This is a genomic window from Pseudarthrobacter sp. BIM B-2242, from assembly GCF_014764445.1.
Lineage (GTDB): Bacteria > Actinomycetota > Actinomycetes > Actinomycetales > Micrococcaceae > Arthrobacter > Arthrobacter luteus_A.
Genome location: NZ_CP061721.1, coordinates 395,902 through 420,472, shown reverse-complemented (window position 1 = coordinate 420,472; position 24,571 = coordinate 395,902). Strand labels below are relative to the sequence as shown.

At 65.9% G+C, this 24,571-nt stretch carries 25 protein-coding genes; 11 read left to right on the top strand and 14 right to left on the bottom strand.

The window, feature by feature from the left end; translation table 11 throughout:
• Nucleotides 1–2: 2 nt before the first annotated feature.
• Together IDT60_RS02045 and IDT60_RS02040 are read right to left on the bottom strand one after the other, a co-directional pair.
• Nucleotides 3–680, bottom strand: a complete 678-nt coding sequence (locus tag IDT60_RS02045; RefSeq protein ID WP_191080700.1) for a response regulator — start codon at nt 678–680, stop codon at nt 3–5.
• Nucleotides 677–2,254: a sensor histidine kinase gene (locus IDT60_RS02040; protein WP_191081782.1), complete on the bottom strand. Its 1,578-nt coding sequence runs from the start codon at nt 2,252–2,254 to the stop codon at nt 677–679. Before IDT60_RS02040 ends, IDT60_RS02045 begins: the two co-directional genes overlap by 4 nt.
• A gap of 238 nt (nt 2,255–2,492) precedes the next feature.
• Between IDT60_RS02040 and IDT60_RS02035 the strand changes: the two genes are divergently transcribed.
• The 5 genes from IDT60_RS02035 to IDT60_RS02015 all read left to right on the top strand — a co-directional run bounded on the left by IDT60_RS02035 (nt 2,493) and on the right by IDT60_RS02015 (nt 6,437).
• Entirely contained in the window at nt 2,493–3,500 is a 1,008-nt protein-coding gene (locus IDT60_RS02035; protein WP_191080699.1) for a tripartite tricarboxylate transporter substrate binding protein, read from the top strand.
• On the top strand, nt 3,497–4,009 hold the full coding sequence (locus IDT60_RS02030; RefSeq protein WP_191080698.1) for a tripartite tricarboxylate transporter TctB family protein: 513 nt from the start codon (nt 3,497–3,499) through the stop codon (nt 4,007–4,009). Before IDT60_RS02035 ends, IDT60_RS02030 begins: the two co-directional genes overlap by 4 nt.
• Nucleotides 4,009–5,640: a tripartite tricarboxylate transporter permease gene (locus IDT60_RS02025; protein ID WP_191080697.1), complete on the top strand. Its 1,632-nt coding sequence runs from the start codon at nt 4,009–4,011 to the stop codon at nt 5,638–5,640. Before IDT60_RS02030 ends, IDT60_RS02025 begins: the two co-directional genes overlap by 1 nt.
• Nucleotides 5,637–6,038: a universal stress protein gene (locus IDT60_RS02020; RefSeq protein WP_191080696.1), complete on the top strand. Its 402-nt coding sequence runs from the start codon at nt 5,637–5,639 to the stop codon at nt 6,036–6,038. The genes IDT60_RS02025 and IDT60_RS02020 overlap by 4 nt, the downstream gene beginning before the upstream one ends.
• 141 nt (nt 6,039–6,179) lie before the next feature.
• A complete protein-coding gene (locus tag IDT60_RS02015) occupies nt 6,180–6,437 on the top strand; it encodes a hypothetical protein (protein WP_164202710.1) in 258 nt (85 codons plus the stop codon).
• A 73-nt stretch (nt 6,438–6,510) separates the two neighbouring features.
• On the opposite strand, the gene IDT60_RS02010 is transcribed toward IDT60_RS02015, so the two are convergent.
• From IDT60_RS02010 to IDT60_RS01995, 4 genes are all read right to left on the bottom strand, one after another.
• Nucleotides 6,511–6,747, bottom strand: a complete 237-nt coding sequence (locus IDT60_RS02010) for a hypothetical protein (RefSeq protein WP_164202711.1) — start codon at nt 6,745–6,747, stop codon at nt 6,511–6,513.
• 159 nt (nt 6,748–6,906) lie between these two features.
• Nucleotides 6,907–8,499: a histidine ammonia-lyase gene (gene hutH, locus IDT60_RS02005; protein ID WP_191080695.1), complete on the bottom strand. Its 1,593-nt coding sequence runs from the start codon at nt 8,497–8,499 to the stop codon at nt 6,907–6,909.
• Between the two features lie 5 nt (nt 8,500–8,504).
• On the bottom strand, nt 8,505–10,205 hold the full coding sequence (gene hutU / locus IDT60_RS02000) for a urocanate hydratase (protein WP_191080694.1): 1,701 nt from the start codon (nt 10,203–10,205) through the stop codon (nt 8,505–8,507).
• Nucleotides 10,206–10,366: 161 nt separating this feature from the next.
• Nucleotides 10,367–11,167: an IclR family transcriptional regulator gene (locus IDT60_RS01995; RefSeq protein WP_191080693.1), complete on the bottom strand. Its 801-nt coding sequence runs from the start codon at nt 11,165–11,167 to the stop codon at nt 10,367–10,369.
• 271 nt (nt 11,168–11,438) lie between these two features.
• Between IDT60_RS01995 and IDT60_RS01990 the strand changes: the two genes are divergently transcribed.
• Nucleotides 11,439–12,011 carry a DinB family protein gene (locus tag IDT60_RS01990; protein ID WP_191080692.1) on the top strand — a complete coding sequence of 191 codons (573 nt, stop codon included), beginning with the start codon at nt 11,439–11,441 and terminating at the stop codon, nt 12,009–12,011.
• 234 nt (nt 12,012–12,245) lie between these two features.
• Here IDT60_RS01990 and IDT60_RS01980 read toward each other — a convergent pair whose 3' ends face one another.
• The 4 genes from IDT60_RS01980 to IDT60_RS01965 all read right to left on the bottom strand — a co-directional run bounded on the left by IDT60_RS01980 (nt 12,246) and on the right by IDT60_RS01965 (nt 16,019).
• Nucleotides 12,246–14,123 (bottom strand): HNH endonuclease signature motif containing protein, encoded by a 1,878-nt coding sequence (locus IDT60_RS01980; protein ID WP_191080690.1) that lies wholly within the window; start codon nt 14,121–14,123, stop codon nt 12,246–12,248.
• A 188-nt stretch (nt 14,124–14,311) separates the two neighbouring features.
• On the bottom strand, nt 14,312–15,283 hold the full coding sequence (locus tag IDT60_RS01975; protein ID WP_191080689.1) for an NAD(P)-dependent alcohol dehydrogenase: 972 nt from the start codon (nt 15,281–15,283) through the stop codon (nt 14,312–14,314).
• A complete protein-coding gene (locus tag IDT60_RS01970) occupies nt 15,280–15,513 on the bottom strand; it encodes a helix-turn-helix transcriptional regulator (protein WP_164202721.1) in 234 nt (77 codons plus the stop codon). Before IDT60_RS01970 ends, IDT60_RS01975 begins: the two co-directional genes overlap by 4 nt.
• Nucleotides 15,507–16,019 carry a hypothetical protein gene (locus tag IDT60_RS01965; RefSeq protein WP_223883848.1) on the bottom strand — a complete coding sequence of 171 codons (513 nt, stop codon included), beginning with the start codon at nt 16,017–16,019 and terminating at the stop codon, nt 15,507–15,509. Before IDT60_RS01965 ends, IDT60_RS01970 begins: the two co-directional genes overlap by 7 nt.
• A 156-nt stretch (nt 16,020–16,175) precedes the next feature.
• Between IDT60_RS01965 and IDT60_RS01960 the strand changes: the two genes are divergently transcribed.
• Nucleotides 16,176–17,693, top strand: a complete 1,518-nt coding sequence (locus tag IDT60_RS01960; RefSeq protein ID WP_223883847.1) for an amino acid permease — start codon at nt 16,176–16,178, stop codon at nt 17,691–17,693.
• Between the two features lie 40 nt (nt 17,694–17,733).
• The gene (locus tag IDT60_RS01955; protein ID WP_191080688.1) at nt 17,734–18,366 is read left to right on the top strand and encodes a LysE family translocator; all 633 of its coding nucleotides are present in this window, start codon (nt 17,734–17,736) and stop codon (nt 18,364–18,366) included.
• Nucleotides 18,367–18,479: 113 nt separating this feature from the next.
• Here IDT60_RS01955 and IDT60_RS01950 read toward each other — a convergent pair whose 3' ends face one another.
• Nucleotides 18,480–19,343: an SDR family oxidoreductase gene (locus tag IDT60_RS01950; protein WP_191080687.1), complete on the bottom strand. Its 864-nt coding sequence runs from the start codon at nt 19,341–19,343 to the stop codon at nt 18,480–18,482.
• A gap of 121 nt (nt 19,344–19,464) precedes the next feature.
• On the opposite strand from IDT60_RS01950, the gene IDT60_RS01945 reads away from it, so the two are divergent.
• Both IDT60_RS01945 and IDT60_RS01940 read left to right on the top strand, forming a co-directional pair.
• Nucleotides 19,465–19,842: a helix-turn-helix domain-containing protein gene (locus IDT60_RS01945; RefSeq protein ID WP_164202729.1), complete on the top strand. Its 378-nt coding sequence runs from the start codon at nt 19,465–19,467 to the stop codon at nt 19,840–19,842.
• A 224-nt stretch (nt 19,843–20,066) separates the two neighbouring features.
• A complete protein-coding gene (locus IDT60_RS01940; RefSeq protein WP_191080686.1) occupies nt 20,067–20,330 on the top strand; it encodes a hypothetical protein in 264 nt (87 codons plus the stop codon).
• A gap of 36 nt (nt 20,331–20,366) precedes the next feature.
• Here the strand turns inward: IDT60_RS01940 and IDT60_RS01935 are convergent, their stop codons facing one another.
• Complete coding sequence (locus tag IDT60_RS01935) at nt 20,367–21,116, bottom strand: 3-hydroxybutyrate dehydrogenase (protein ID WP_164202733.1); 750 nt, start codon at nt 21,114–21,116, stop codon at nt 20,367–20,369.
• Between the two features lie 43 nt (nt 21,117–21,159).
• On the bottom strand, nt 21,160–22,545 hold the full coding sequence (locus IDT60_RS01930) for an MFS transporter (RefSeq protein ID WP_191080685.1): 1,386 nt from the start codon (nt 22,543–22,545) through the stop codon (nt 21,160–21,162).
• A gap of 129 nt (nt 22,546–22,674) precedes the next feature.
• Here IDT60_RS01930 and IDT60_RS01925 point away from each other — a divergent pair, with 129 nt between their 5' ends.
• Nucleotides 22,675–23,592 (top strand): LysR family transcriptional regulator, encoded by a 918-nt coding sequence (locus IDT60_RS01925; RefSeq protein WP_191080684.1) that lies wholly within the window; start codon nt 22,675–22,677, stop codon nt 23,590–23,592.
• A 28-nt stretch (nt 23,593–23,620) separates the two neighbouring features.
• Here the strand turns inward: IDT60_RS01925 and IDT60_RS01920 are convergent, their stop codons facing one another.
• Nucleotides 23,621–24,532: a spermidine synthase gene (locus IDT60_RS01920; RefSeq protein WP_191080683.1), complete on the bottom strand. Its 912-nt coding sequence runs from the start codon at nt 24,530–24,532 to the stop codon at nt 23,621–23,623.
• Nucleotides 24,533–24,571 lie beyond the last annotated feature (39 nt).

Below are 24,571 nucleotides of genomic sequence, written 5' to 3'. Positions count from 1 at the left end.
CACTACACCTTCAGCACGTAGCGCCGCTCCGGCCGGCCCGCGCCGTACTTGAGCCGGACCTCCAGCACCCCTTCGTCGTGGAGGTACTCAAGGTACCGGCGGGCGCTGACCCGGGACGTGCCCAACCGGACGGCGACTTCGTTGGCGGACAGGTCGCCGTCGGCCTCTTTCAGGGCGGTTTCCACCAGCTTCAGCGTCTCAACGCTGCAGCCCTTCGGCAGCGGCCGCCCGCCCTGGGCTGCAGCACTGTCCAGCCCAAACACGCGGTTGACGTCCGACTGCTCCGCCACGTCCTTGGTCGAGTCCAGCCCCTGGTAGGCGAGGCGGTAGTGCTCCAGCCGCTCCTGCAGGTCTGTCTGGGAGAAGGGCTTGATGAGATAGTGCACAATCCCGCCGCGGAGGGCCTTGCGCACCGTATCCACTTCACGGGCCGCACTGATTACCAGCACATCCAGTTCCGGGGCCACCTCGCGCAGTTTGTGCATCAGGTCCAGGCCGTTGATGTCCGGCAGGTGGATGTCGAGCAGCACCAGATCGGGCTGGAGGCGTTCGGTTTCCGTTACCGCCTGGGCGCCCGTGTGGGCAACCCCGACGACGGCGAACCCGGGAGTGCGCTGGATAAACCCGGCGTGGACCTTGGCCACCATAAAGTCGTCGTCGACAATCAGGACTTTGATCATGGCTCCAGTTTCCTCGTTCTTTTTAACCGTGCCGTGAAAACCGCCCCGTCATCGTTGGCCACGGTGAGGTCGCCGCCGCTGCGCCGGCAGACTACCCGGGAGAGGGCGAGGCCGAAGCCCCTGCTGCCGGCGGGCCCGGGTTCCTTGGTGGTGAAGCCCTGCCGGAAGATCTCCCCGGCATCTCCGGTGACGCCCGGGCCGGTGTCGCGGACGGTGACCCGGACGTCGTCGCCCGCGTCCTCCACCAGCACCCGCACCGCCGGTTCCGGAAGCCCGGCAACGGCGTCGAACGCGTTATCCACGAGGTTCCCGACGACGGTGGTCAGGTCGCGGGACAACTCATCGTCCACGCGCTGCAACTCAGAGTCCGGGTCCAGTTGCAGGGCGACCCCGCGTTCGGTGGCGAGGCTGGACTTGGCGATCAGCAGGGCGGCGAGCGCGGGGTCCTGGATGCGGCTGGTGACGTCATCGTTGAGCCGGGTCCGGTCCAGCGTGGCACCGTTGACGAACTGGACCACGGAATCGTATTCGCCGATCTGGATGAGGCCGGAGATCACATGCAGCTGGTTGGCGAATTCGTGGGCCTGCGCGCGGAGGGTGTCGGTGGCCGTCCGGGTGGTGCCGAGTTCGCGTTCGAGGGCGGAGAGTTCGGTGCGGTCACGCAGAGTGGTGACGGAGCCGATGTCCCGGCCACGTGACCGGATGGGAACCCGGTTCAGCACCACCAGCCTGTCGCCCACGAGCACCAGCTGGTCCGGCTCCGGCTGCTCCCGCGTGAGGACATCCTTCAGGGCAGGCTCCACCTTGAGGCTGTGCAGCCTCTTGCCCACGCAGTCCGCGGGCAGCCCCAGCAGCGCGCGGGCACTGTCATTGGCCACGGTGATGCGCTCGTGCGGGTCCAGCGCCACCACGCCCTCCTTCAGGCCGTGGATCAGGGCCTCGCGGTTCTCCACCAGCCCGGTGATTTCGCTGGGCTCCATGCCAAGCGTCTGCCGTTTGACTCGGCGGGCGAGCAGCAGCGAACCGGCGACGCCCAGGACACTCGCCACCCCCAGGTAGGTGAGGAGGTTGGGCACGGCGTCCCCCAGCCGCTCCAGGGTGGACGGATAGTTCCGACTGACGGACGCGATGCCGATCATGTTCCCCGCGTCATCGAGGACGGGCACGTGTGCGGACAGCTCCTCCGTACCGGTGCCCTCCAGCACGCCGGTCCAGGCCCGTCCTTCCATCACCCGGCTGCCGCCCAGTTCCAGGGGCTGGCCCAGGAGGCCGGGATCGGACGAGGCCACCACTGTGCGGTCACGTGTTGCAAGTGCCACATGCGAGGATCCGGACACCGTCCGGACCGACTCTGCCACGGCAGGCAGGGCTGAACCGACGCGCGGCTCGGCAGCGGGGAGCAGTTCACGCACCGTGGGATTAGCACCCAGGGCTTCGGCGGCGGCCAGTGCCCGGCGGCCCTCGGTCCGTTCGAACGCCGCAGCGGACTGGGCGAGGGAGATGGCAACCACGGCAACCAGGACCGCGAGGACAATCAGCAACTGCAGAACCAGGTACTGCCCCGCAAGGGACATTCCTCTTCGTCGAGTCACTGTGGTTCTTTCTGCTGAACTGGTTAGCGGCCCGCTGATATTAGGGGTCCTGGTGGTCAGGCTACCTGAACTATGCCCATTGCAGCGTCCCGGTGAGCCGACCGAAACGTGTACTCAATGAACTTAACTTTCTCTGCGTACATAAGAGTGATGCCGATCACTTGCGGGCCTAGCATCGGATCACAATCAGTTTTTTGTTGACTCAGAGAAGAGGAACACCATGCGCCAGATCCGCGCATTGCGTATTGCCGCCGTCGCCGCCGGCATCGCCCTGATGGCCACCGGCTGCGGTGCCACCGGGAAAAGCACCACGGAGGCCAGCTCCGGCGCACCCGCCGGCCCACTGACCCAGCTCCAGATCATGGTCCCGAACACTGCAGGTGGCGGCTACGACACCACCGCCCGCGTGGCAGCCAAGGTTCTCGAAGACGAGAAGATCGCCACGAACCCCGAGGTCTTCAACCTCGCCGGAGCCGGCGGCACCGTGGGCCTGGCCCGCATCGTGAACGAAAAGGGCAACGGTGACCTCACCATGCTGATGGGCCTGGGCGTGGTGGGCGCGAGCTATACCAACAAGTCCGAGTCAAAGCTGACGGCCACCACTCCCCTGGCCCGGCTCATCGAAGAGCCCGGCGCCATCATGGTCAACAAGGATTCGCCCTACAAGACAATCGATGACCTGGCTGCCGCCTGGAAGGCAGACCCCGCCTCCATCAGCGTTGGCGGCGGCTCCTCCCCGGGCGGACCGGACCACCTCCTGCCCATGCAGCTTGCCGGTGCGCTGGGCATCGATGCCACCAAAGTGAACTTTGTGTCCTACGACGGCGGCGGAGACCTCCTCCCGGCCATCCTCGGCAACAAGGTGGGCTTCGCAGCTTCGGGTGCAGGTGAGTACCTCAAGCAGATCGAATCCGGCGAGGTCCGTGTCCTGGCCACGAGCGGCGAGAACCGGCTCGAAGGCGTGGACGCCCCCACCCTGAAGGAATCCAACATCGATCTGGTGTTCACCAACTGGCGCGGCATCGTGGCCCCTCCGGGCATCAGCGATGACGACAAGGCCAAGCTGATCGCTGCCTTGGAGAAGATGCACGGCACGGCTGCCTGGAAGGAAGCCCTGAAGACGAACAGCTGGAGCGATGCCTTCATCACCGGTGCTGAGTTCGAAAGCTTCCTCACCGAGCAGGACAAGCGGGTGGCGGACGTCCTCACGAAGCTTGGCCTGGCGTGAGCTCCTCACCAACACTGGCCTCACGGCTCAAAGGCCGCTCCGAGCTGGGGGTCGCCCTCCTGCTCGGGGCGGCCGGGGCCTTGGTCATCGCGGACGCGGCCCGCATCGTCACCCCGTACTCCCAGTCTGACCCCGTTGGCCCCAAGACGCTCCCCTTCATCGTGGGCGCCCTGCTGCTGGTCTGCGCTGTCCTGCTGGCCGTCAACGTCATCCGCGGCGGCCAGGGCGAAGCCGAAGGCGGCGAAGACGTTGACCTCACCCATCCGGCCGACTGGAAGACCGTTCTGCCCCTGGTGGCGGCTTTCATCGCCAACATCCTGCTCATCGACTGGGCAGGCTGGGTGATCTCCGGATCCGTCCTGTTCTGGGGCAGCGTGTGGGCACTGGGCGGCCGGAACTACATCCGTGACGGCCTGATCTCCCTGGCTTTGTCCCTCCTGACCTTTTATGGCTTCTACCTTGGCCTTGGCATTAACCTGCCCGCCGGTCTCCTGGAAGGGATTCTCTGATGGATGTCTTCTCCTCCCTGATGGACGGCTTTGCCACCGCACTGACCCCCATGAATTTCCTCTACGCCGTCATCGGCGTGGTCCTGGGCACCGCCGTCGGCGTCCTCCCAGGCCTCGGCCCGGCCATGACCGTGGCGCTCCTGCTTCCGGTCACCTACGCCCTGGAACCCACCAGCGCCTTCATCATGTTCGCCGGCATCTACTACGGCGGCATGTACGGCGGCTCCACCACCTCCATCCTGCTTAACACGCCGGGCGAATCGTCGTCGGTGGTCACCGCCATCGAAGGCAACAAGATGGCGAAAGCCGGCAGGGCCGCGCAGGCCTTGGCGACGGCGGCCATCGGCTCGTTCGTGGCCGGCACCATCGGCACTACCCTCCTGGCAGTCTGTGCCCCGATCGTGGTGGACTTCGCCATCAGCCTGGGCGCACCCAGCTACTTCGCCATCATGGTCCTCGCGCTGCTGGCGGTCACGGCCGTCCTCGGTTCCTCCCGGCTTCGCGGCTTCGCGTCCCTCGGCCTCGGCCTCGCCATCGGCCTGGTGGGCCTGGACTCGGTCACCGGCCAGGCCCGGCTCACGTTCGGCGTGCCGCTCCTGGCTGACGGCCTGGACATCGTGGTGGTGGCAGTGGCCATCTTCGCTGTGGGCGAGGCGCTCTGGGTTGCCGCCCACCTGCGCCGCACCCCTCTGCAGGTCATACCGGTGGGACGTCCGTGGATGGGCAAACAGGACTGGAAGCGGTCCTGGAAGCCGTGGCTCCGCGGCACCGCCTACGGCTTCCCGTTTGGAGCCCTGCCGGCCGGCGGCGCCGAGATTCCCACGTTCCTCTCCTACGTCACAGAAAAGCGCCTCAGCAAGCACCCCGAGGAATTCGGCAAGGGTGCCATCGAGGGTGTGGCCGGGCCGGAAGCAGCCAACAACGCTGCAGCCGCGGGCACGCTGACCCCCATGCTGGCCCTGGGCCTGCCCACCAACGCCACGGCCGCGGTGATGCTGGCAGCCTTCACGCAGTACGGCATCCAGCCCGGACCCCAGCTGTTCGAAAGCCAGGGACCCCTGGTGTGGGCGCTGATCGCGAGCCTCTTCATCGGCAACTTCCTGCTGCTGATCATCAACCTGCCGCTGGCACCGCTGTGGGCCAAGCTCCTGCAGATCCCCCGGCCGTACCTGTATGCGGGCATCCTGTTCTTCGCCACACTGGGCGCCTACTCGGTGAACCTGCAGGCGTTCGACCTGGTGCTCCTGCTGGCGCTCGGTGCGCTGGGCTTTATGATGCGGCGCTTCGGGCTTCCCGTCCTGCCGCTCATTCTCGGCGTGATCCTTGGGCCACGCATCGAAAAGCAGCTCCGGCAGACGCTCCAGCTCAGCGCCGGCGACCCTGCCGGCCTGTTCAGCGAGCCGATCGCCGTCGGAATTTACGTCATCATCGCCCTCATCCTGCTGTGGCCGCTGCTGTTCAAGCTGATCCGCCGCAACCGTCCGGCAGCGGTTTTGCCCGCAAACGCGTCCGGGGCAACCGTTCCGCGCGACGCGGGCGGCAGCACCCACGGCGGCCACCGTGCCGACGCTGACGCTGACGCTGAAAGCGCAGACCGGTCCGACCACACCAATAAGAAGGAGCAACCATGACGATCGTGGTGGGATACGTCCCGACCCCCGAGGGCGAAGCGGCGCTGACCCAGGCCATCGAGGAGGCCCGGAAGTCCGATACCCGGCTGGTGGTTATCAACTCGTCCAAGGGCGACGCCCTGGTGGATAACCGGTACGCCCAGGAAGACGAAGTGCAAAGCATCGATCAGCGCCTGGCATCTCACGGAGTGGACCATGTCATCAAGCAGCCGGTCCGCGGCCATGATGCAGCGGCGGAGGTCCTCGATGCTGCCGAGGAACACAACGCCCAGCTGATCGTGATCGGCCTGCGCCGCCGCACTCCGGTGGGCAAACTGATTATGGGGAGCACCTCCCAGCGGATCCTGCTCGAGGCTGACTGCCCGGTGCTGGCGGTCAAAGCCGGCGCGGGCCGCTAAGCGGGACTCCAGACCGAAGCTTGTTCGCGCGGCCCCGGCTTCACTGCGGGATCCTGCGAACAGGCTTCGGTTTTTGGGCGCTTCCTCCATTCAGATAGCAGTCATCTGACATCTGAGAATCCTGCCGGTATAGTTGAACCTATGACTACAGCCACATTGGAACGCCCCTTGACCGCCGTTGCGGACACCGAGGCCTCAGACGCCCGGTCCCTCGACCTGCAGTTTGCAACTGCCGAGGAGATGCGCGAAGGACTGGACAACGCTGTTGCCACCCTGATCGAAACTGCCAAGGATGCAGCCTGCGGCATCCTGGTGACCCGCCTGCGGCCCGGGCGCTTTACCGTCGCCCTCGACGAGTCCGTCCCGTTCGGCGAGACCTACGAAGCGATCGCCGCCTGAGCTGACCTGCGTTAACGACAAAGTCCCTGCCTCCCGGTCAGACCGGGAGGCAGGGACTTTTTTGCGTTCAGGGTCAGCTACGCCGAACCTCTACACCGTCGGATTTAAGGAAGAGTTGTTTTTCGGACGGCACTGCCGGCACGAGCCACAACACATTCCCGCTCTGCGATACTTCTTCCACCTCGCCCGCCGCAATAACATGAGCGTGCTTGATGATTTCCACTTTGTCCCCGGCCTGGAATGTTCCCCAGTCAGAGACGATGGCGGAATGTGCGTTGCGCCTCGACAGGACAGCCCCACGTGCTTTCATTTGAACTTCTACCCCTTTGTATACGTCCCGTCACAGCCTCTTTGATGTGACTTTTACTACACCTTCAGTTCTACTACACTTCCCGGACCCGATATGTGCGTGTTGCACCATATTTCAGCATTGGCCCGAAAAGCCGTGAGTACCGAACAATATTCCCGCCTAGGCAAGAATTCCGACGGCGGATTCGGCAGCTTCAATCACCTCACCGGAGGCGACCAAACGGTCTGCCGCTTCCAGTTCCGGCGACAGGAACCTGTCCGTGCCGGGGCCGTCAACCGTCTTCCGAAGTGACCCGATGACCGCGGCACCCGCCGGCCCGGGAAGCAGCTTTCCCCCGGACAGCTGGGTGCGGATGTCGATGGCCCGGCCGCTGGTGACAAGTTCGATGGCCAGGACGCGGCGGAGGTTCTCGACTGCCCTGCGCAGCTTCCGGGCGGCATGCCAGCCCATGGAGACGTGGTCTTCCTGCATGGCGGAACTCGGGATGGAGTCCACCGATGCCGGGACGGCAAGCCGCTTGTTGTCCGAGACCAGACCGGCCTGTGTGTACTGGGCAATCATCAAACCGGAATCAACACCCGGGTCCGCGGCAAGGAAGGCGGGGAGCCCGTGCGAGCGGGCCGGATCCAGCATCCGGTCGGTCCGGCGCTCGGCAATGGAACTCAGGTCCGCCACCGCGATGGCCAGGAAATCAAGCACGTAGGCCACGGGGGCGCCGTGGAAGTTGCCGTTGGAGCTGACGCGCCCGTCCGGCAGAACCACCGGGTTGTCGATGGCGGCGGCGAGTTCGCGGGATGCCACCAGCGCCGCATGGTCCACGGTGTCGCGGACGGCGCCGGCCACCTGGGGTGCGCAACGCAGCGAGTAGGCGTCCTGCACCTTCGAGTCCCCTACCCGGTGCGAGGCCACGATCGGCGAGTCGGAGAGCACGCGCAGCATGTTGTCCGCGCTTGCAGCCTGCCCCGGGTGCGGGCGCAGCGCCGCGTGCAGCTCGGGCAGGAACACCTGGTCCGTACCGAGCAGCGCCTCGACGCTCATCGCGGCGGTGATGTCCGCCGTCGTGAGCAGCCGGCGGATGTCCGCGATGGCCATCAGGAGCATGCCGAGCATGCCCTCCGTGCCGTTGACCAGCGCCAGGCCTTCCTTTTCAGCGAGGGTCACGGGCTCGATGCCGTGCTCGCTGAGCAGGACAGCGACAGGCTGTTCGCCGCGGCCGCCGTACGTCACGCCGCCGGGCCCTTCTGCCTCTCCCTCGCCCATCAGCACCAGGGCGCAATGGGACAGCGGCGCAAGGTCGCCGGAGCAGCCCAGGGAACCGAACTCACGAACCACGGGCGTGATGCCGGCGTTGAGGACGTCCACCATGGTCTGCAGGACCACGGGACGGACGCCGGTGCGGCCGGAGGCGAGGGTTTTGGCGCGCAGGAACATGATGCCGCGGACTACCTCGCGCTCCACGGCGGGGCCCATCCCGGCGGCGTGGCTGCGGATGAGGGACTTCTGCAGCTGGGTGCGGAGTTCGTTGGGGATGTGCCGGTTGGCCAGCGCGCCAAAGCCGGTGGAGATGCCGTAGGCGGGAGTCTCGCTGTTGGCCAGGCCGTCGATGTGGGCGCGGACCCTGGCGACGTTTTCCAGCGCGTCCGGCGAGATGGTCACCTTGGCGTTGTGGCGGGCGACGGCGACGACGTCCTCGGGTGTGACACCGCTGGAGCCGAGGGCGACGGTGAGCGGTTCGTGGGTAATGGCGGTCATGATTCCTACTTCGCGTTTTCGTTCAGGGGGATGCGGACGCCGCGTTCTTTGGCGACGTCGAGGGCGCGGCCGTAACCGGCGTCGGCGTGGCGGATGACGCCCATGCCGGGGTCATTGGTGAGGAGGCGTTCGAGCTTTTCCGCAGCGAGGTCGGTGCCGTCGGCGACGGAGACCTGGCCGGCGTGGATGGAGCGGCCGATGCCGACGCCGCCACCATGGTGCAGGGATACCCAGGTTGCTCCGGACGCGGTGTTGAGCAGTGCGTTCAGCATGGGCCAGTCGGCGATCGCGTCGGAGCCGTCTGCCATGGCCTCGGTTTCCCGGTAGGGGGAGGCGACGGAGCCTGAGTCGAGGTGGTCACGGCCGATCACGATGGGTGCCTTGACTTTGCCGTCCCTGACCATCTGGTTGAACAGCAGGCCGGCCTTGGCGCGTTCGCCGTAGCCCAGCCAGCAGATGCGGGCCGGGAGGCCTTCGAACTCCACCCGTTCCTGGGCGGCATCGATCCAGCGGTGCAGGTGCTTGTTCTCCGGGAACAGTTCCTTGATGGCTTCGTCGGTGACGCGGATATCTTCGGGGTCGCCGGACAGTGCCACCCAACGGAACGGGCCCAGGCCCTCGCAGAACAGCGGGCGAATGTAAGCGGGGACGAAGCCGGGGAATTCGAAGGCGCGGTTGTAGCCGCCCTTGCGTGCTTCGTCGCGGATGGAGTTGCCGTAGTCGAAGACCTCGGCGCCGGCGTCCTGGAATTCCACCATGGCCTGGACGTGCCGTGCCATCGAGGCCTGGGCCTTCTTGGTGAAGCCCTCAGGGTCGGCCTCGGCCTCACGGTGCCATTCCTCCACCGAGATGCCTTCGGGCAGGTAGCTCAGCGGATCGTGCGCGGAGGTCTGGTCCGTGACGATGTCCACGGTGAGTTCGCCGGCGTTGTGGCGGCGCAGGATTTCCGGGAACACCTCGGCGGCGTTGCCGACGTAGCCCACGGACCAGCCGCGGCGCTCTTCCTTGGCTTTGAGGACCTTGGCGATGGCGGCGTCGAGATCGGTTTCCACCTCGTCCAGGTAGCGCTTCCCGGCGCGGCGGCGCAGGCGGGTCTCGTCGACGTCGACAATCAGGCACGCGCCGTCGTTCAGCGTGACGGCGAGCGGCTGGGCGCCGCCCATGCCGCCGCAGCCGCCGGTCAGCGTCAGGGTGCCGGCCAGGGTGCCGTCTTCGTCGCCGGTGAGCTTCCGGGCGATCGCGGCGAAGGTTTCAAAGGTGCCCTGCAGGATGCCCTGGGTGCCGATGTAGATCCAGGACCCGGCGGTCATCTGGCCGTACATCATCAGGCCTTCGGCTTCCAGCCGGCGGAACTCGGGCCAGTTGGCCCAGTCGCCCACGAGGTTGGAGTTGGCCAGCAGCACCCGCGGGGCCCATTCGTTGGTGCGGAAGACACCCACGGGCTTGCCGGACTGGACCAGCAGGGTCTCGTCCTTTTCCATGGTTTCGAGGGTGCGGGTGATGGCATCGAACGCGGCCCAGCTGCGGACGGCGCGTCCGGTGCCGCCATAGACCACCAGGTCGTCGGGGCGCTCGGCCACTTCGGGGTCCAGGTTGTTCATGAGCATGCGCAGCGGGGCCTCCGTCTGCCAGCTCTTGGCGGTGAGCTTGGTGCCGCGGGCTGCTTTGACCGGGCGGGCACCGGTGGTGAAATCGGCGGGTGCCATGAGGGCTCCTTCATCTTGTGGGCGAGTGTGCGGTTCGCGGTGCTGGGAAGAGGTTCTGTATCTACTAAAGCCCTTTCACGGCAGGGCAGACAGGGCTTTAGGGGTGGTGCTGTCCGGGATTCCAGACGCAGCGCCCGCAAGCGAAAGCCGACTACCCGGCGCTACTTGCCCGGGCGGCCGTGGATGCGGACGGAGAGTTCGTCCGCCACCTTCTGCACCCTTGCGGCGAGTGCGGGCCACTGGTCGGCCGGCAACTTGTCCTCCAGGAACGTCACGGCGACGGCCGCTGTGGGCCATCCAAGGTGATCGGTGACGGCGGCTGCGATGGACCCGAAGCCCGGCGTCACCTCGCCGTGTTCGGTGGCGTATCCCCGCTGCCTCACCTGGTCCAGGTGCGAGGACAGCGCCGAGTACTTCATGATGGCGCCTTCCACCTCGTGCCGGGCAGTGAATGCGGCAGCGTTTGGATACAGCGCGCGGACCTGCGATTTTGGCAGCGCCGCCAGGATGGCCCGGCCGCTGGCGGTGAGGTGGCTGGGAAGGCGGACGCCGACGTCGGTCACCAGCGACGGCCGGTTCTTGGCCCGCTCCTCCACGATATACAGCACGTCCCGGCCATGGAGTACGGCCAGATGCGCGCTCTCGCCGATCACATGCACCAGCGAGGCCAGCAGCGGCCGTCCGAGTCGGGACAACGGTTCCTGCCGCGAGTACGCCGAACTCAGTTCAAAGGCACTGATGCCCAGCCCGTACCGCTGTTCCTCGTGCAGGTGGAGGACAAAACCGTTGGCCTCCATCACGCCCAGGAGGTGGTAGACGCTGGATCTGGGCAGGCCCAGGGATGTGGCAATGCTCGACGCCGCCATGGGCCCGCGCTTTGAGGCCAGCAGTTTGAGGATACGAAGGGTGTTTTCTGCAGCGGGGACTTTGGAGGTCACCACCTTTATCTCCGTGTCTGCCATGTGTGTCCTCCGATGAAACGCCGTCGTCTTTGCCCGGTGTCCGGGATACCGTACTTAAGCTTGCGCCTCTCACACGCACCTGCCGTGCCGCATACGGCACCTCCGTGTCTGGAATACCAGACTATTCGCAGTTAGGCGTCAAAGGCCCGGGCACCTTGTCAATGACCAAGGGGGCTTGGGGATCGCCGAGGAGCTTGGGACGGCCGGGAAGCTTGTAAACCGAGGAGCTGCAGCCCGAGAAACAGGCGGGTCGTTCGGTAGAGTGCCCGCTATGGACGAAAAGGAGACCCTGCACCGTTACCTGCGAGTCCGGCGGGACAACCTGCTCGGCAAGCTGGACGGCCTCAGCGAGTACGACGTGCGCCGGCCACTCACGCCCACCGGCACGAATCTACTGGGCCTGGTCAAGCACGTGGCGAGTATGGAACTCGGATACTTCGGCGACGTCTTCGGCCGTCCCAGTGGCCGGCACCTCTCCTGGTTCGACGACGACGCAAGCCCGGATGCCGACCTGTGGGCGAGGGCCGACGAGAGCCGGGCTGACATCGTTGAGCTGCACCACTTTGCCGGAGCTCACAGCGACGCTACGATCGAGACGCTGCCTGTGGACGCCCCGGGCGTGGTGCCCTGGTGGCCGGAGGACCGGCGTCAGGTCACCCTGCACCAGATTCTGGTACACATGGTTGCTGAGCGGGCCCACCACCTGGGTCACGCGGACATACTGCGCGAACTCATCGACGGCACGGCCGGTCAGGGTCCAGGCGACCCGAATCTGACTCCGCGCAGCCCGGAAGAGTGGGCCGCGCACCGGGCCGCCATCGAAGCTGCGGCGCGGCAGGCATGAGCACCCGGGACGTTCCTGCGCAGATCGGGGATTTGCCCCCGATTGGCCGGCCTGCCAACAGTGCCCTGCTCAATGCTGGAATCACTTCCTTGGCTGAGGTCGCCTCACTGGGCCGCAGGGAACTGCTTGCCATGCACGGCGTCGGTCCGAAGGCCGTGCGGATTCTCGAAGCGGCCGCCAGCGAGCGTGGGATCACCTTCGCGCCCTGAGATCGAAGTGACCTGCCTATGTAACTCATTGGATCCCTGCGGTCACGGGTAACGCCCACTCCTCGTAGGACTCGTCACCCAGGGGATCGTCGGGTGTGGCTTCCCCATCTTGGGTAACGCCAGTTTCCTGGTCAGCTCCTTGCAGGTCCTTCCGCTGGACTTTCCATTCCTGGCCTGACTTGTCATGATCTGGCCAAGCGGCTGGTCCCTTATCGGTCTCCTCCTGACTTGGGTTGTCATGATCTGGCCAAGCGGCTGGTTCCTTATCGGTCTCCGCCTGATCCGACCAGACAGTTATTTCCTGGCGTGTCTCCTCCCACTCTCTCCGCGTGCCGGCTGCAAATCCCGGATCATCCACCAGCGGCTGCGGCCAGTGGGGTGGTTCCCGGTCGGGTTGTTCGCTTTGGTAGTGCCGGCCGGTGGGTGAGATCCAGCCGGGCGGCTCGTCCTTGGTGGCTTCGGTGGGTTGCCAGGGTCTGGCGTGTTTGAGCCTGTGGTGTTTGGGGCAGAGCTGGGCCAGGTTCGAGATCCCGGTGGTCCCGCCGTTGGCCCAGGCGTTGAGGTGGTCGGCTTCGTTGTCCAGGGATGGGTTGGAGCAGCCGGGGAACTGGCATTTGCCGTCCCGGAGCCGGAGCCATTGGCGCAGTGCTTTGGGGATCCGGTAGCTTTCCCGGCCGATCTCCAACGGGGCCCCATCCCGGGGATCGGTCAGGACCCGGCGGAAGGACTCGGCACCGTCGGCCACGAGAGCGCGGGCCATGGACGGCGGGATCGGCCCGTACCCGTCGAGCATGGCGGGTTCATCGGTCAGGCCCATCAGCGCGAACACCGGAACCGTCACCAGAACCTGGGCCGCTGGTGTCGGGATCATCCCGGCAGCCCCGTTCTGAGTGGCGTGCTGGGTGCCGTGCAGAGCCCCGTCCTGAGTGGCGTGCTGGGTGCCGCCGAGCAGCCACGCCGCGACGTTATCCGCCCGGAGCTGGGTGAGGGTCCTGCCCTCGGCAGGGCCTTGCAGGGCCCGGGCTGCTGTGGTGGCCCGGTTCCAGATCCCGGAAGCCTGATCGGCGGGCAGGTACGCCGAGAGCCACGCCATCCCGTCCCGGTCCGGGGAATACTCAACCCGCCGGTCCAAGGCGCTCCGGGTGTGGCGTTGTTCGATGCTGACGGGGTGGTGGCGTTCGCGCCAGGTCCTGGCTTTGGCCCGGAACCGGCCCGGGACCATCCCGCCGGCGGGGCCGCGGGCCGGGTTCGGCGCCTCCGGGTCCAGGAAATGCGCTTCCAGCGCGTGGGCGCCGGCGGGCTCCAGGTTCGTGGTTTCGTCGACCATGATCCGGGCATGCTGCCACGACAACGTCCCGGCCTCCAGAGCAGCCAGCGTGAGCGGCAGGGCGGTGGTGAGGCGGTGGGCTTCGCCCAGCAGCCCGCCGGCCGTACGTTCACTGACCGTCAGGGCACACGCGACCTCGGCCACGATACTCATGTCCTGGGCGGTGTGCTCCTGCGGGGACATGATGGGGCCCGCGATCGCTTGGGCGGCTTCGTCGTACCCGCCGGCCGCATGGACCTTTATCGCAGCCACCATCGCCTCCAACCCCGCCGCGCCGGACAGGACCGTCAGACACGCCTCAGCCTGCCAACGCAACGGGTCCGAGTCAGCGGCAGAAGGGCCGGTTGCGAAAGCGCCAGGCACCGGGCCGTCAGCCGGCCCGCCTGCCGTGCTTACTGGCGGGCTGTCGGCCACGCCAGCACTTGGGCAAGTGGCAGGCACTCCAACCGGCACCGAGCCGTCCGCCGAGGCGCCTGTCGGGATGTCGGCCGGATCCGTGCCCCGGAACACACCGGCCAGCCGCAAAGCAGAAGCCGCAATGGCCTCCAGAACCTCTGCACCTGCGGCGTTATCCATACCCCCAGCATCACAGCACGCACCTACAGAAGGCGCTAAGGAAACCGTCTATGTGGATAACATCCCCCGGCTAAGGCAGTGCAGGGTTCCTGCGTAAGTGTGGGCGGCCGGGCAACCGATCAACGCGGCTAACAGGCCATCGGGCGGCTCACGCGTCCGCTCCCAAAAGGGCCCGCAGCAGGAGGCCATCAGATTCTGACAACCACCTTGCCGCGCACCCGGCCCTCGCGAAGATAGGCGATGGCGGCCGGCGCTTCAGCGAGCGCGTAAACCTTGTCGACAGCGGGTTTCACGCGGCCGGCCTCAAACATTTCGGCCAGCGCTTCAAGGTCCAGGTAATTCCCCTTCGACACGAGCCCCTTGAATTTCTGTCCCGAGAACAGGGCTGCCAGCGGAGCAGCCATCGAACGCTCAAATCCGCCGGTCACGCTCCCGCCGCCTTCGCCGCCGACGATCACCAGAGTCCCCCGCGGTGCAAGCGCCTTCCGGAGGACTGAGAGCCTCCTGTTGCCGGCGGTATCGATGATGAGGTCGTAGAGAACCCCGGCGCCGGCAAAGTCATCCCGGGTGTAATCGATGACGGCGTCAGCCCCAAGGGACCGGACCAGGTCCACTTTCCCCGTGCTGCAGACCCCGGTGACTGCTGCCCCGAACGCTTTGGCCACCTGCACGGCGAAGGATCCCACTCCGCCGCCCGCCCCGATGACCAGCACCTTCTGCCCTGCGGTGACGTGCCCGGCGTCGCGGACGGCCTGCAGCGCAGTGACAGCCGAAATGGGGGCAGCCGCCGTTTCTTCGAACGTAAGGTTCGAGGGCTTCCGCGCCAGCAACGTCTCCTTCGCGCAGGCGTACTCGGCGAACGACCCCTCACACGTCCCAAACACTTCGTCGCCGGGCACGAAGCGGGTCACCCCTGAACCAACGGCCTCGACGACGCCCGCCACTTCCCTGCCCCGGACCGGCACCTTGGGCTTCTTCAGCCCGTACCCGAAGAGCCGGATGAGGTACGGCCGCCCCGTCATCAGGTGCCACGCACCCTGGTCGACGCCGGCCGCGCGGACTTTGATGAGTACCTCGCCGCTGCCGGGCACCGGCTTCGGGATGTCCCGCAGCCCCAGCACATCGGAATTGCCGTAAACGTCCTGAACGATAGCTTTCATGATGCTTCTCCTTCATGGTGCGGGTACTGGAAGACGACTTCGAGCGGCACATTGAGAACGTGGGCGATCTGGAAGGCCATCTCCAGGGAGGGCGAATACCGGCCCTGTTCGATGGCAATGACGGTTTGCCGAGTGACACCTACGCGCTCGGCCAGTTCGGCCTGGGTCATTTCGCCGCGTTCAAAGCGCAGGCGGCGGAGGGAGTTGGTGACCCGGGTTGGCTTCACCACGGCTGGAACCCCCGGCGGTACGCGACGATCTTGGCCACGGACCCCAGGATTGCTGACAGCACAAACGCCAGGTAGATGACATTGGCGATCCAAAAATGATCCCATTCGGCCATGGCCATGAGCAGTGCCGCCACTCCCCCGATGACCACAAAGGACTGCCCGATGTACTCCCCGAACCGGTAGATCTCCCTGTCCCGCTGGTCCTTTCGGCCGGCATCCCGAGGCGAAGAAATGCCGATTACGGCATGCAGCGCGATGGACCCCAGGATGGAGGCCGCGACGGTCCACAGCAGCGGACCGACGTACGGAACCCCGGCAAGGTTCGCGGTGCCGGCCCGGCCCAGGATGACGGCCAGGTACACGCCATAGGATGCCACAGCCGCCACCCCCATGATCCAGGCGCTTTTCTCTTCGAAGGACATCTTCACTCCCGCCGTATCCGCCGTCGCAAACAGCTCGTGATGTAAAACAAAGCTGACATCCTCAAAGTAAAGAAAACCAGACATGATGTCAAGAGTTGTCGACACCACGGGGTTGGGCAGGTCAACCTCGCCGCCCAGTCTGAGATGGAAGACACCAAGCTCCCGTGAGGCTCATCACGTCCGGCGCGAAAATGGTCTGCTGGTTAGCGATCCCCTCCCCAATGACGAGAAGGTATTTGTATGCAGCAACCAGCCGCCACGCACGAAAATGCCAGCCCCGACGCAAGCCCAGCGGACAAGACCACGCCCGGCACCGCCGTCGGACGCGTCCTGAACAGCACCCTGAACCGCGGACTGAACGTCCGGCACATCCGGTTTATGGCACTCGGCTCGGCCATCGGCACCGGCCTGTTCTACGGCTCGGCCTCCGCGATCCAAAAAGCTGGCCCGGCGGTCCTGCTCGCCTACATCATCGGCGGAGCGGCGGTGTTTATGGTGATGCGGGCCCTCGGCGAAATGGCCGTCCGGCACCCCGTTTCGGGCTCGTTTGGCCAGTACGCCAGCCGCTATCTCGGGCCGCTCGCGGGATTTGTGACCGGCTGGACGTACGTCTTCGAAATGGCGATTGTGGCCATCGCGGATGTGACGGCGTTCAGCATCTACATGGGCTTCTGGTTCCCCGAGGTGGACCGCTGGATCTGGATCCTCGCGATCATCTTCTTCCTGGGGGCATTGAACCTGCTCAGCGTCAAAGTGTTCGGTGAACTTGAGTTCTGGTTCTCGCTGATCAAGGTGGTGGCCATCATCGCCATGATCGCCGGCGGCGCAGCCATCATTGCCTTTGGATTCCAGGCCGGGGGCTCCACGGTGGCGCCGGGACTGGGCAACCTGGTGGAACACGGAGGCTTCTTCCCGTTCGGCTTTGAAGGTCTGCTGGCTTCCTTCGCCGTCGTGATGTTCGCCTTCGGCGGGATTGAAACGCTCGGCATCACCGCCGGCGAGGCGGCGGACCCCAAGAAGGTCATTCCCAAGGCCGTCAACACGGTTCCGGTCCGCGTCCTGCTGTTCTACGTCCTGACCCTGGGCGTCCTGATGAGCCTTTTCCCGTGGAACGAGATCGGCACGAACGGCAGCCCGTTTGTGCAGATCTTCGGCGGCCTGGGCATTCCGGCGGCACCGCACATCCTCAACGCCGTGGTGATCACCGCAGCCCTGTCCGCCATCAACAGCGACATTTTCGGCGCCGGCCGGATCCTCTTCGGGCTGTCCGGCCAGGGCCATGCGCCGGCAGTGTTCGGCAAGGTTTCCCGGCACGGAGTCCCGTGGATGACCGTGGTGATGATGGCCGGCATCCTGCTGGTGGGCGTTGTCCTGAACGCCGTCATTCCCGAAGACGTCTTTCTCCTGATCGCCTCGATTGCCACCTTCGCCACGGTTTGGGTGTGGGTCATGATCCTCGCGTCCCATGTGGCCATGAAACGCGAGATCGCGCGGAAGGGCCTGCCGGCGTCGGAATTTCCTTCTCCGTGGTGGCCGGCCGCGTCCCTCCTGACCATCGCGTTTATGGCTCTGGTGATCGCGGTCCTGGGCGCCTTCGAGGACACCCGGGTGGCACTTTACGTGGGCGCGGCGTGGCTGGGGCTGCTGGTTATCGCCTACCGCCTCTGGGTCAAGGGGAACGGACGACGCCGGGCGGAACTGGTGGACGAGACCTCACCGCTGCCCGTGGTTGAGCCCGCGGTTTCCGCCGGCAGTTAGGCGGCGTCGACCCTGGCGGAGGCCGGGGCTATCATCAGGCATGGTTCCGTTCACCAACCTCCTGGCGTTTGCCCTGGCCTCGCTGGTCCTCATCGCCATCCCCGGCCCCAGCGTGCTCTTTGTGATCGGCCGCTCGCTCGCCCTGGGACGCAAGGGCGGGCTCCTGAGCGTGCTGGGCAACGCCCTGGGCATGGTGCCCCAAATTGTCGCTGTGGCCATGGGCGTGGGCATCGTGGTGGCGCAGTCGATGGTGCTGTTCACCATCATCAAATTTGCCGGTGCGGCCTACCTGGCATATCTCGGCATTCAGGCGATCCGGCACCGGGGCGGAACGACGACGGCGGGCCGGGTGCCGCCGTCGTCCACCTCGCGCATGCTGCGCGAGGGCTTCCTGGTGGGGGCCACAAACCCCAAGTCGATCGTGTTCTTCGTGGCGGTACTGCCGCAGTTCGTTGACTACCAGGCCGGCAGCATTCCACTGCAGCTTGCGACATTGGGCGCGGTGTTCCTGGTGATAGCGCTTGTCTCCGACAGCATTTGGGCCCTTGCCGCCGGCACTGCACGGCAGTGGTTCGCCCGGTCGCCGAAGCGCGTTTTCACCCTCAGTGCCGCAGGCGGAGTCATGATGATCGGCCTCGGCGGAACCTTGGCGCTAACCGGCAGCAAATCGTAGTTGCCGCCAATCCCCCTTCACTCATGGGCCACCTGGTCAACGCTCACTCAGGTGAAGTGAGAGAGCGTTGACCCAAATGGCCCGTTAAGTGAGAGAGCGTGCGGGGGGGTGGGTCAGACGGCGGCCAGGGCCGAACGGACGGCGGCCGGCATGGGTGTGGTGGGCCGGCCGATCAGGGTACGGAGGTCCGAGCCGCTGACGAGCAGGTCCCCGCGGGCGATGCCAAGGTCCGAGTCCGCCAGGATGTCGGCGAAGGCCTGCGGAACGCCAAAGCCGGCCAGGAGGCCGGCGTAGTCACTGGCCGGAAGATCCTGGTACGCCACGTCCTGGTTCGCTGCGGTGCTGATCTCCTGGGCCAGTTCGGTGAGCGTGAAGGCTTCGTCGCCGCCGAGTTCGTAGACCTTGCCGGCCTGGTTTTCGGCGATGAGGACGGCGGCCGCGGCTTCGGCGTAGTCCTGGCGGGACGCGGCACTGACCTTGCCTTCACCGGCGCTGCCTGCCAGCGCACCCTGGGCCAGCGTTCCCTGCAGCTGCTCGGTGTAGTTTTCGAGGTACCAGCCGTTGCGGAGGATGGCGAACGGGACGCCGGAGTCCTTGAGGATGGCTTCGGTTGCCTGGTGCTCGGCAGCCAGCTTCATCCCGGTGCTGTCGGCGTTGGCGATGCTTGTATAGGCGATGAGTTCCACACCGGCGGCTTTGGCAGCCTCGATGACCGTGCGGTGCTGGTCAACGCGCTGGCCAACCTCGCTGCCGGAAATCAGCAGAACCTTGCTGGCGCCGTCGAGCGCCTGCGCCACCGACGCGGCATCCGTGTAGTCCATTGTCCTGACCTGCACGCCACGCGCTTCGAAGTCGGCCAGTTTACCGATGGAGCGGCCCGCGGCCACGATCTCTGCGGCCGGGACATTGCGCTGCAGCAGCGCCTCGACGACGTGGCGGCCAAGCTGTCCGGTTGCTCCGGTGATGACAATGCTCATGGGTGGTTCCTTTCACCATTTGTAAGGGGTCACCCTGCACAACCAACCCCGTCGCGGAATGCTTCCCACAAGAGAGTACGCACTTTGAGGTAAGGTACTCACCTTTTGGTAAGGTTGGTGCATGGACACCCAGGCATTTCCGGCCAAACTGCCCGCAGCCTTTGCCGACGGCGTGTTCCCGGCGGGCTGCCCGAGCCGGACGGTGCTGGACCACATCACCAGTAAATGGGGCGTGCTGATCCTTCTTGCGCTCTCAGAGGGTGAGCAGCGGTGGAGCGAACTCCGGCGCCGGGCCGAGGGGATCAGCGAGAAGATGCTCGCGCAAACCCTGAAAACGCTCGAGAGTGACGGCCTGGTCCTGCGGAAGGCACAGCCGGTCATACCGCCGCGCGTTGACTATAGCCTCACGGATCGCGGCTACGAGCTGACTGCCCTGCTGGTTCCACTAGTGGCCTGGGCCTACACCAACGCCGACGAAATCCTCAACGGCCAGCGCTGAACGCGGCAGCAATGCACGAGGTCAAAGGCCGGGAGTACCCGCGCCGAACCTAAGTAGTCGCCCCGCGGAAAAACGAGTACATGTTACTGGTGTGACTGGTGTGAATAGCGCCTACCGTATTTGTAAGGTGCCAGCCAGGAATAGGAGGACCATCCTCTGCTGGGAGCTTTCCGGCTACCGCACCCGCACTGGGCGGCTCCACGCCGCTTCAAGGAGTGGTTCGCATGGTGAAAGCACATGTCCAGGATCTGGCCAGCATGGGCCGGCCCGTCAAACTATCCACGCTCATCACCCGTGCCTGGGGGCGGGTCCTCGCGGCCCTCGGCCCCGGGTGCCCCTACCGGGTGGGCGATGCCGTCGTCGGGGACGATCCCTTCAACGGCCGCCACGAGGGGATTGTTATGTCCCGCAGCGGTCCGTCTGTGGAGGTTGGAGCCGCGGCGGGGGTCTTCTACTACGACCACCGCCACCTGAGGCCGCAGGATTAGCGGCCGCAGGTGGCGGTGGTTAAGGGACGGGGCCGGTCAGCGGGCTGACCAGCCGCCGTCCATGGTGTAGCTGGCCCCGGTGACCATGCCGGCGTGATCGGACGCCAGCCAGGCAACCAGGGATGCCACCTCGCCCGGTTCCACCAGGCGTTTGATGGCGGATTCGGTGAGCATGACCTTGGCCAGCACCTCGGCTTCAGGGATCCCGTGGACCTTCGCCTGGTCTGCAATCTGCTTCTCCACCAGCGCCGTACGGACGTAGCCGGGGTTGACGCAGTTGGAGGTGACTCCGTGTTCCCCGCCCTCAAGCGCCGTCACCTTGCTCAGCCCTTCCAGGCCGTGCTTGGCGGATACGTACGCGCTCTTGAAAGGGGAGGCACGGATCCCGTGCACCGAGGACAGGTTGATGATGCGGCCAAACCCGTTGGCGTACATGTGCGGCAGGGCGGCCCGGATGAGCAGGAACGGCGCTTCCAGCATGAGGGCGATGATCCGCCGGAACTCCACGGGATCAAATTCCTCAATGGGGCTGATGCGCTGGATCCCGGCGTTGTTCACCAGGATGTCGCAGTCCAGGCTCAGGGTCCCGAGCCTGTCCACATCCAGCAGGTCGACGGCCCATGAGGTGCCGCCCACTTCGTCGGCGAGTGCGGCAGCGCCGGCGGAATCGACGTCGGCCACCACCACTTTCGCCCCGCGGGCGGCGAGTTCCCTGACACACGCGGCGCCGATCCCGCTGGCACCGCCGGTGACTACTGCCTTGCGGCCGTTCAAACTGTTCTCCATCGCACTTCCCATCGTTCGCCCAGTCCTCAGTTACTCAAGCAGCTCAGCGGCTGCCGGCCGGGAGCAGTCCCTCGCGGGCGGCGTCGGCCTTGTCCACATCCTCCAGGGCGATGCCCTTGGTCTCCTTCAGGCTCAGCACTGCCGCCGTGGTGATGGCGCAGGCCACCACCAGGTAGATGGCTGTGGGGACCCAGGAACCGGTGTCCTTGAGCCACTGGGTAGCCAGCAGCGGAGCCAGCGAACCGGCAAAGATGGACGTGACCTGCGAGCCCAGCGAGACGCCCGAGTAGCGCATCCGGGTGGGGAAAAGCTCGGCCATGATGGCGGGCTGGCCGGCGTACATAAACGCGTGCAGGCACAGGCCGATGGTCACGGCGAGGACGATCACCACAGCGTTGCGGGTATCGAACATGGGGAAGGCGAAGAACGGCCAGGCAGCACCGGAGATGGCGCCGATCAGGTAGACGGGCTTGCGTCCGATGCTGTCCACGAGCCGGCCCACCTGCGGGATGACCAGGAAGTGGATGACGTGGGCGATCAGGAGTGCCAGCAGGAGCGAGGAGGTGTCGTACTTGTGCACGCTCTTGAGGTAGACGATTGCGAAGCTGACCACCAGGTAGTACATGATGTTCTCCGCGAAGCGCAGCCCCATGGCCTGCAGGATGCCCTTCGGGTATTTCCGCACCACCTCGAACACGCCATAGCTGACGGCCTGCTCCTTCTCCACGAGGGCCTTCGCTTCGAGGAAGATGGGGGCTTCGGTGACGTGCGTGCGGATGTAGTAGCCAACGAACACAATCACGGCGGAGAGCCAGAATGCGACGCGCCAGCCCCAGCTGAGGAATGCCTCGGGGCTCAGCGTGGAGGACATCACGTACAGCACCAGGGTGGCCAGGAGGTTGCCCACAGGCACGGCGGCCTGCGGCCAGCTGGACCAGAAGCCACGGGACTTGTTGGGGCTGTGCTCAGCAACGAGCAGCACGGCGCCGCCCCATTCACCGCCGAGCGCAAAGCCCTGGATGAAGCGCAGGGCAACCAGGAGGGTGGGTGCCAGGTAGCCGATTTCGGCGAAGCCCGGGAGGCAGCCCATCAGGAACGTGGCCACGCCGACGATGACGATGGTCAGCTGCAGCGTGGGCTTGCGGCCCAGCTTGTCGCCGATCTGGCCGAAGACGATGCCGCCGAGCGGGCGGGCCACGAAGCCCACGGCATAGGTGATGAACGCCTGGATGATGCCGTCCAGCTCGTTGCCTGTGGCGGGGAAGAAGTATTTTCCGAAGACGAGGGTCGCCGCGGTGGCATAGAGGAAGAATTCGTACCATTCCACCACCGTGCCCACCATCGAGGCGGCCACGATTTTTTTGAGGCCGGATCCCTTGGATGCGGGGCCGGCGGCATTATTATCTGCCGAGCGTTGCTCTACGCTCATGAGTTTCTCCTTAGTGTCCACTTTGACACGTGCTGTGATCCACAGCACTAATGGCTCCACTGAGTATTACTGCACAAACATGGGCATTCAATGACCAATGCGGCACCTATCATGTGCACAATTGCAGATATGGATACCAACCCTGATGACTTGCTGGTCCTGCTTGCGGTGTCCCGCTCCGCAAAATTTACGACGGCGGCGCAGGCCCTGGGACTGAACCACACCACCGTGTCACGCCGGATAGCCGCCCTGGAGAAGTCGTTGGGCGGCCGGGTCCTGGCCCGTGCCGCCGGCGGCTGGGAACTGACGGAGCTCGGCACCCGTGCCGTGCGGGTGGCCGAACAGGTGGAGGCCGCGGTGAGTGCGCTGGGACCGGCAGGCCAGGCACCCGACCCGGTTGCCGGCGTCGTACGCATGACGGCGACCGACGGGTTCAGCGCTTATATTGCCGCACCGGCCGTCGCAAGGCTGCGCCGCGACCACCCCGGGCTCAGCGTGGAGGTGGTGACCATGACCCGGCGCGCCCTGCAGCAGCGTTCCGGCCTGGACATCGAGGTGGTGGTAGGCGAGCCGCAGGTCCACCGGGCCGAAGCGGTCCGGTTGGGCGAGTACATGCTGGGGATGTACGCCTCGCACGCCTACCTCGCCGAGCACGGGACGCCGGCGACCGTTGCCGAACTGACCGAACACCCGCTGGTCTATTTTGTGGATTCGATGCTGCAGGTGGACGACCTCGACGCCCCGCGCCGGCTGGTGCCTGCCATGCGGGACGGCCTGACGTCAACGAATGTGTTTGTCCATGTGGAGGCCACCCGGGCAGGGGCCGGCATCGGGTTCCTGCCCTGCTTTATGGGCGACCTGCACACGGACCTGGTCCGGCTGCTCCCGGACGACGTCGCCGAACTGCTCCCTTACTGGATGGTGCTGCGGCCCGACTCGATGCGCCGCCCGGCGGTGGCAGCCGTGGTGCAGGCGTTGCGCGAGCAGACCGCCGCGCACCGGGAGTTTCTGCTCGGGAGGGGAAAAACGTCATCGGTTGCTCCGTAAAGGGCGTTTTCCAGCTCCAAAAGGACCTTTACGGAGCAATCGATGGAGGCTGGGGGTCGTGGCGGACCGGGGAGCCGGTGGCGAAGGCGCGCACCTGGGCGTCGTTCCAGATGTGGGCAGGGACCGCGCCGCCCAGGAGCCTGCGGGCCAGCTGGGGATCGCCGTCCAGCGGCGTGTCGCTGCCGGCCATCACCACGTTGCCGTAGCGGCGTCCCTTAAGCATGGCGGGGTCGGCGATGATGACGGTGTGCTCGAACGCGGCCGCAATGGTGGCAGCGTCCTCACGGGCGTTTTTCAGGTCCGGGGCGTCGCCGGAATTGACCACGTAGATCCCGCCCGGCGCCAGGACGCGCTTGATGTGTTCGGTGAACTCAGCCGTGGTGAGCGGCCGCGGGGTCAGCGACCCGGCGAACACGTCGCGGATGATGAAGTCCCGGGTGTCCGCTGTGAGGGTCTCGGTGACCTCACGGGCCTCGCCCACGCGCAGGCGCAGCAGCGGCGCCTTGGGGAGGTCGAACCAGCCGCGGACATACTCGGCGAGTTTGCCGTCCAGCTCCACCACTACCTGCCGCGCATCCGGGTAGGCGGCGTGGAAGTAACGGGCGAGGGAGCAGGCTCCGCCGCCGAGATGGAGCCCGCGCAGCTTGTGCGCCGCAGCCTTGGTCGGCCACCGCGATTCAATCAGCGCCGCCATCCAGCGCATGTACTCAAAGTCCAGGAACAGCGGATCGGCGAGGTCGATGTGGGAGCTCATCACGCCGTTGATCTTCAGCAGCCAGCCGGTGGAGTTGTCCTGGTCCGCGATCAGCTGGCAGTCGCCGGTATCGATGTAGTAGACGCCCTCCACCGGTCCGTCGGGCCGGGTGCCTTTCGGCACGTCCACCACGCCCGCGACCGGACGCAGGCCGTTCCTGCCGCCTGACTTGCCGCGTTTCGCCATTATCCGTGTGCCGCTTCAGTCATGCTTCAACCCTAGTTG